The sequence below is a fragment of the Streptomyces sp. NPDC055287 genome (assembly GCF_053646035.1).
On sequence record NZ_JBSHNE010000024.1, the window covers coordinates 97,088 to 103,087 of the forward strand.

The window sequence follows — 6,000 nt, forward strand, 5'->3', positions numbered from 1 at the left end:
GGGCAGAAAGCTGACGGCCTCGTGAAACGTCCGTGAGATACGACGCCCCATGGAAGGTCGAAAAGCCGCCCCCGTACTCCGAGGTCAGCAGGGCGCCGCCTACTGCCAGCAACGCGACCAGGAACCGGTCCGACCCTCCCGCAGAACCCCGCCGCAAGGCGGTCGGCCGCCCCAGCGCGGCGGCGAGTTCGTCCTCGGCCATCCGGCCACGTGGGGCGAGGTCACCGCGGATACCCAGTCCAGCACCACCTGGTACGGGACGGCGACCGCGCAGGCGTGGGACCGGCTCCACCCTCGGCTTACCCGGCGGGCCGCGTGGATCGACTACCAGGGTCCGTTGCCAATCATTGAGGGCACCGTGATCCGCCTGACGGTTGAGAAGCTGCCCCAGTGGAGGGGCGAACAAGCCGTTCTGGCTTAGTACTCCAGCGGGATTTCGTGTCCTGGGCTGGGATTGGTCGTTGTGCTGGTCATGGTGGGGACCGTTGAAGTAGACGTTTGGACAGCCGAGTTGGAGTCGTTGCTGGGCCGGGTCGCGGGCCTGTTCAGCCGGGTGGACTTGCGGTGGCGGATGCGGGATTACGTACGTGGACTGCTGGGGCCGGTGACACGGAAGAACGGCTGGCAGCTCGCTGAATACGCAGGTCACCGCACCCCTGAAGGTTTCCAGCACCTGTTGAACGGAGCCCGATGGGACGCCGAAAGTCTGCGGGACAAGGTGCGCGACTACGTCGTCGAAACCCTCGGACCGGGCGGTGTGCTGATCATCGATGACACGGGGTTCATCAAGAAGGGCAGCACTTCGGCCGGTGTTGGCAGGCAGTACACCGGAACTTCAGGAAAGATCGACAACTGCCAGATCGGAGTCTTCGCCGCCTATGCCACGTCCCGCGGGCGGGCATTGGTCGACCGTGAGCTCTACCTGCCCAAGTCGTGGACGAAGGATCCCGAACGCTGCCGGGCGGCGAAGATCCCCGAGGAACGCGGATTCGCAACCAAAGGCGACCTGGCCAAGGCAATCATCGCCCGAACCATGGCGGCCGGCACCCCCGTCGCCTGGGTCACTGCGGACGAGGCCTACGGCCAGGACTGGGCCTTCCGCCGGCGCCTTGAACAACACGGTCTGGGCTATGTGGTCGCCGTTCCCAAGTCCCAGCAGCTCAAGTCCCTCGCCGGCGTCTGGCGCATCGACGAACTCATCGACGATGCCCCGCCCGACGCCTGGCAACGGCTGTCCTGCGGGCCGGGCGCAAAAGGTCCACGTGTCTATGACTGGGCAGCCGCACAGCTGCCGGTGAACCTGGTCTTCGATCCCAAGCCGCCCACCCACTACCGGTGGGTCCTGGCCCGCCGCAGCCTCTCCGACCCGGCTGAGATCGCCTACTACATCGGCTATGCCCCGACCGCGGTCGAGGTCCCCGAACTCGTGCGGATAGCAGGAGCCCGGTGGGCCGTCGAGGAATGCTTCCAGGCCGCGAAGAACGAGTGCGGCCTGGACGAGTACGAAGTCCGCCGCTACCCGGGCTGGTACCGGCACATCACCCTCGCCATGCTCGCCCACGCCTTCCTCACCGCCCTCGCAGCCCGGCCAGACACCACACAAAAGGGGGCTGCAGAAACGAATCCACCAGCCTCATCCCCCTCACCGTGGCAGAGATCCGAAGGCTCCTGGCAACTCTCCTCCCGACCCCAGGACCACCCCGCGAACCCCGGGCCCAGGCGCTGATGTGGTCCCACTGGCGCAGACGCCACCAAGCCACCGCTAAACGCAGCCACTACCGAAGAAGAACCAGCCCAGGACACGAAATCCCGCTGGAGTACTAAGGCGCTTGCGGATCGCGGGCCAGCTGATGGTGGCGCCCGCGCGGGCGGTCTGTTCGAGCGCGGGCCGCAGTTCGGTAGCGATCTCCCACAGCCGTCCGGGCTCCAGCAGTGCCGGCGCCGCCGCACGGGATGACGGACGCGACCCAGCCACGGCAGGCGCGGTCTGTGCCTGCCGGTGCTTGGGCGGCTCGGAGCTGGGGTTCGAGGACCAGACCACGCTGCGCGTCGGTGCCGGATCTGCTACCGGCCGGGGCTTGGGCAGCACACGCCGCTCAGGATTCGGTGCGGCCTTGGGTGCTGGGCTTTCGGCGGCCTGGCGCCGTTCCTCGTTCCGCCAGCGACGCGAACCCAGGATGTCCTTGAACGACTTCAGCTGCGGGCGCTGTTCCCTGGTCTCGCTCGGAGGTGCCTGCGACGCCTGATGCCAGGCGAGTTCGTACAGGTCGGCCGCTTTCGCCACTGCGTGGGTGTCGATCGCCCTCTGCAACTTGGTGAGGGCGCCGTTCAGCGCGCGGCGGTCGTGGCGACCTCCATGGCCGTACGCACCTGGCGGCCTGTAGTCCGGCGTCTGAAGTCCGTCTGCCAGGCAGTACCGCCACTGAGCCGTACCCGACCATTCACCACGAGCGTCGTCCCCCCATCCTGCAAACCGAGACAGTCGGCCTGCCACGGCGCATAGGCAAGGTTGGTTACCACGAGAGTGAGATGCAAGAGCACTTCGGGTTTCAGCCTCGGTGACGTGGTTGCCGTCCTCGTCGGTCACGGTCTTGTAATGGCGGCTGCGGATCAGATGCCGCCGAGGTTGCACTGCTGGCGGGCCTGCAGCCGCACAACACTGAAGCGACAGCGGACGGTGAGGAGAACGGCGTGGGCCTGGCCCCGGCTTTGGGTAACGGCCGTGCGCTGCGGGTGCTGTGGCAGCAGGATGCGGCGGCCGCCGTCCATCTGCCCAAGGATCTGCGCGATGCCCAGCATGCTGCCATGCACCAGGCGCTGCGCACGATCCTGGCAGCGCATCAGCTCTGGATCGTGGACGGCCCGCTGGGCGTGGCGCCGCTCGTCCGGGGGCTCACCCGCCCCGGGGGATGAGCCCACAGCGCCCTGGTAGTCAGCGGCGGCGATGTCCGAGCCGGTTGGCCGTTTCAGGCCGCTGGTGTGACTGGTAGTACGGCGGAGGTGCCAGTTGCATGGAACAGTCGGTCGACGGCGGGTGGGACGGGTCCTGTCAGGCTGAAGCGAGTCCCGGCGTCTGTGGCCTGGGCGCGGGCTTGGAGGAGGACGTTCAATCCTGCACAGTCACAGAAGGACACTTGGCTGAGGTCGATCTTGGTGCGAGGTCCGTGGTGGGAGAGCACGGCGGCGAACATGGTGCCGAGCTGTGGCGAGGTCTGGAAGTCGATCTCCCCGGCGACGAACACCGTGGTCGAGCCGCCGGTGGTGGTGCTGCACACCCCGAACCGCTGGGCCGGCGCAGAGTACACGGATTGGGTGCCTAGGTCCTCTTCCATGTCCACAGCGTGTCCAGGACGCAGGTGACTGTCAAAGGTTCTGCGTGACGCGTTTCGCCTTCCCCGTGAGCGAGCCGTCGTATGCGCTGCCCGTACCTACGGGTTGTATTCGCATGGGGTTTGGTGCGCCGGGGCGGCTACCGCTTGCCGGGTGAGCGCCGGGTGCGCCGTGACATGGTCTGAGTGAGCGGGGTTAGTTGTATCTGTATGACGAGGCATCCGCTCAGTACGACGCAGGCGAAGACCGGAGTCCGTGATGTGACCGAGGTCGAACGAGCCTTCGAGTGTTTGGAGGCTGGGGCTGCCGGGCCGGATCGGCAGACGCAGTATGCCCGGGGTGCTCTGGCTGGGTACCTCTGGGCGCTGGGGCGTGGGGAGCCCGCGCCCATCACCGCGCAAGGAACGGACGGTGCACCAGCAATGGAGGTACTGATCGCGGAGGCGGACGCCGCCACCGTGCAGATTCAAGACTCTACCCAGCGCACCGTGCCCCGCGATTACATCCACGGTGTCCACGACGCCCTGGCCTGGGTGTGCGGCCACACCGACGACAAGCCCCTGGCGCCTTGACCACACCGCCGGGCCTATGCGCCCTGGGAGCGGGCACGGAGATCGTGCGTTGAAGAACCCTATGGCTTTGTCCACGAGAACGAGAACAGACAGCACCCACGGTGACCAGTATCTAGCCCTGGGTTTGGGTGAGCGGAGTCGGCCTCTCCTGGCGCCCCACGATGCCGTAGAAGCTCGGGCAACGCCAGTGTCCGCGTGGTGCCTTGTACGCGCCAAGTAGTTCCCGCGCCTCTGTCCTAAGTTGGCGCGCTCTGCACTCCATAGCTGACGGACGCGACCTGCCGGTCGCCCGCGCGGTCGGCGATCGCCGCGCCGCTGAAGCACCGGAGCTCGCCGGTCTGTACACGGCGGCCGTCGCCTGGGACCGATGGGGCTGGGGTGGGGGGCCCGAGCCAGGCGCGGTTATCGGGGCCCCGGGAACGCGAGCGATGGAATCCCAAGGGTTGCGCGCGTCGCCCGGCTCAACTGCGGTGGTGAACCCTGCGTCACGGGCCCGGCCGGGTGAAGCGTGGTGGGCACTGCCGTTTCGGTCGGGGGGCCCTTCGCGGGGTGGGGCATGCTGTCGGGCAGGCGCCCTCGGGGGCACCGGCAGACCAGCGTGGTGCGGGGCCATCCCTCCCCCCGTCCCTGCACCACGCTGTACCGGCCGGTACAGCCGGCCCCCCCCCACATCCGGACGAGGGTGGGCGCTGGTCGTCGTGGCGTCTTGGCGATCCGCTGGGGGCGGGGATACGAAGGCCGTCCGCACGTCTCCGGTGGGCGAGGAGCGGGGGCCGGCCGCACGTCTGCCGGTCAGTGCCGCTGGTCTTGTACTGCTGCGACGAAGGCCGTCATGCAGGAGGAGCAGTACCGTTCGGTAGCTTCGTTCTCAGTGAGCGGTGCGGCTGGGGAGGCAGGGTCCAGGAAGCGCCCGCACAGGGAGCTGGTGGTCAGGTCCTTGCGGATGACATGCCAGATCAGTTCGCCCGTGCCGATGGTCGACTCCGCGCGCATCTCGTGCATCGGTGTGCCTTTCTGCGCCGGCGGCGTGTGGGGCCTTGTCCGCATGCTGCTTCCATGAGAAGGCATGGCGTCCGTTGGGGCGAATCGGCGTAGGCCGGCGGGGGGATTCGGGGTGCCGGACGTTTACGCGGGCGTGGGCCGGGGTGATGGGTCATGGGTGGCCCCGCAGGGGTCCTCGCGCAGCGACGCGGCTCAGGAGCGCCCTTTGACGCGCCGTCCAGGCCCACCGACACCCGCTCCGGGAGGTGTGACGGGCCGCGTGTGCGACCGGGGGAGTATTTCGCCGAGCACCGGAACCGCTGGGTGTTCTGCAGAAGGCGCGTCTTGTGGACATCCGGGCTACTTGGCTCTGGGATGGGGTGGCGATCCAGGTGTCAACGGTCATTGAGATGCCCAGGTGGGTGGTCGTTGGGTATCCAGCCTGGTGGCCAGCGGAAAGCCACGCCTGTGGCCAGTGGTGTTCCTGGGGGTGGGGGTCAGTGCAGGGGGACCACTCCCTTGTCGGCGAGGGCCTCGGCGAGTCGGTGGGAGTCGCCGGTGGTGGTGACGAGGTGGGCGTGGTGCATCAGGCGGTCGGTACTGGCTCCGGCGAGGGTCTTGGGCATGATCGTGTCGAAGCCTGAGGGGGGTGGATGTTGCTGGTCACTGCGATCGAGCGGCGTTCGTAAGCGGCGCGGTGATCCGGTAGAACGCCTCGGCGGCGTCCTCGCCGACGGGCAGCAGGCCGATGTCGTCGACGACGATGAGGTCCGCCCAGCAGATCCGCGCAACGGTCCGGGCTGTGGACCCGTCGACCTTCGACTTGCCGATCGCCGCGCTCAGGGTCTCCAGTGAACCAGGCCACTCGCAGGTCCTTCTCGATCGCGGCCTGTGCCAGACCCCCGTGAAGTGCGACTTTCCAGTCCCCGACGGGCCAGCGATCACCTGGGGCGACGAACTGGCCACCTGTCGCAAGTTCGCCCCTACTCACCGGTGCGGTCAACTTAGGTTGACGATTGAAAGGGAGGTCAACTAAGGTTGACTCATGACTGGAGTTGATATTTCGTCGATCACCGAGAACGCCGATCCCGTCGAAGCACTGCGCGAGGCAGCCGCG

General features: G+C 67.6%; 8 protein-coding genes and 1 pseudogene. 4 read left to right on the forward strand and 5 right to left on the reverse strand.

Going from position 1 to position 6,000, the window contains the following annotated elements:
- Positions 1 to 118 precede the first annotated feature (118 nt).
- Together ACWIHY_RS28825 and ACWIHY_RS28830 are read left to right on the forward strand one after the other, a co-directional pair.
- A pseudogene (locus tag ACWIHY_RS28825) lies at positions 119 to 419 on the forward strand (NF041680 family putative transposase); the annotation flags it as partial.
- A 53-nt stretch (positions 420 to 472) separates the two neighbouring features.
- A complete protein-coding gene (locus ACWIHY_RS28830) occupies positions 473 to 1,726 on the forward strand; it encodes an IS701 family transposase (protein ID WP_454378728.1) in 1,254 nt (417 codons plus the stop codon).
- 36 nt (positions 1,727 to 1,762) lie between these two features.
- Here ACWIHY_RS28830 and ACWIHY_RS28835 read toward each other — a convergent pair whose 3' ends face one another.
- Entirely contained in the window at positions 1,763 to 2,284 is a 522-nt protein-coding gene (locus ACWIHY_RS28835) for a hypothetical protein (RefSeq protein ID WP_454378729.1), read from the reverse strand.
- A gap of 407 nt (positions 2,285 to 2,691) precedes the next feature.
- On the opposite strand from ACWIHY_RS28835, the gene ACWIHY_RS28840 reads away from it, so the two are divergent.
- Complete coding sequence (locus ACWIHY_RS28840; protein ID WP_454378731.1) at positions 2,692 to 2,913, forward strand: hypothetical protein; 222 nt, start codon at positions 2,692 to 2,694, stop codon at positions 2,911 to 2,913.
- A 53-nt stretch (positions 2,914 to 2,966) separates the two neighbouring features.
- On the opposite strand, the gene ACWIHY_RS28845 is transcribed toward ACWIHY_RS28840, so the two are convergent.
- A complete protein-coding gene (locus ACWIHY_RS28845) occupies positions 2,967 to 3,332 on the reverse strand; it encodes an STAS domain-containing protein (protein ID WP_454378744.1) in 366 nt (121 codons plus the stop codon).
- 420 nt (positions 3,333 to 3,752) lie between these two features.
- Between ACWIHY_RS28845 and ACWIHY_RS28850 the strand changes: the two genes are divergently transcribed.
- Positions 3,753 to 3,902 (forward strand): hypothetical protein, encoded by a 150-nt coding sequence (locus ACWIHY_RS28850; protein WP_229843852.1) that lies wholly within the window; start codon positions 3,753 to 3,755, stop codon positions 3,900 to 3,902.
- Positions 3,903 to 4,694: 792 nt separating this feature from the next.
- Here ACWIHY_RS28850 and ACWIHY_RS28855 read toward each other — a convergent pair.
- From ACWIHY_RS28855 to ACWIHY_RS28865, 3 genes are all read right to left on the reverse strand, one after another.
- Positions 4,695 to 4,904: a hypothetical protein gene (locus ACWIHY_RS28855; RefSeq protein ID WP_069925154.1), complete on the reverse strand. Its 210-nt coding sequence runs from the start codon at positions 4,902 to 4,904 to the stop codon at positions 4,695 to 4,697.
- 476 nt (positions 4,905 to 5,380) lie between these two features.
- Positions 5,381 to 5,509: a hypothetical protein gene (locus ACWIHY_RS28860; protein ID WP_454378734.1), complete on the reverse strand. Its 129-nt coding sequence runs from the start codon at positions 5,507 to 5,509 to the stop codon at positions 5,381 to 5,383.
- 37 nt (positions 5,510 to 5,546) lie between these two features.
- Positions 5,547 to 5,849: an ATP-binding protein gene (locus ACWIHY_RS28865; RefSeq protein WP_454378736.1), complete on the reverse strand. Its 303-nt coding sequence runs from the start codon at positions 5,847 to 5,849 to the stop codon at positions 5,547 to 5,549.
- Positions 5,850 to 6,000: the final 151 nt, after the last annotated feature.

Coding starts and splice junctions, on each gene's coding strand:
- ACWIHY_RS28830 (WP_454378728.1), top strand. CDS start 473: ATGGTGGGGACCGTTGAAGTAGACGTTTGGACAGCCGAGTTGGAGTCG.
- ACWIHY_RS28845 (WP_454378744.1), bottom strand. CDS start 3,332: ATGGAAGAGGACCTAGGCACCCAATCCGTGTACTCTGCGCCGGCCCAG.
- ACWIHY_RS28850 (WP_229843852.1), top strand. CDS start 3,753: ATGGAGGTACTGATCGCGGAGGCGGACGCCGCCACCGTGCAGATTCAA.
- ACWIHY_RS28855 (WP_069925154.1), bottom strand. CDS start 4,904: ATGCACGAGATGCGCGCGGAGTCGACCATCGGCACGGGCGAACTGATC.
- ACWIHY_RS28860 (WP_454378734.1), bottom strand. CDS start 5,509: ATGCCCAAGACCCTCGCCGGAGCCAGTACCGACCGCCTGATGCACCAC.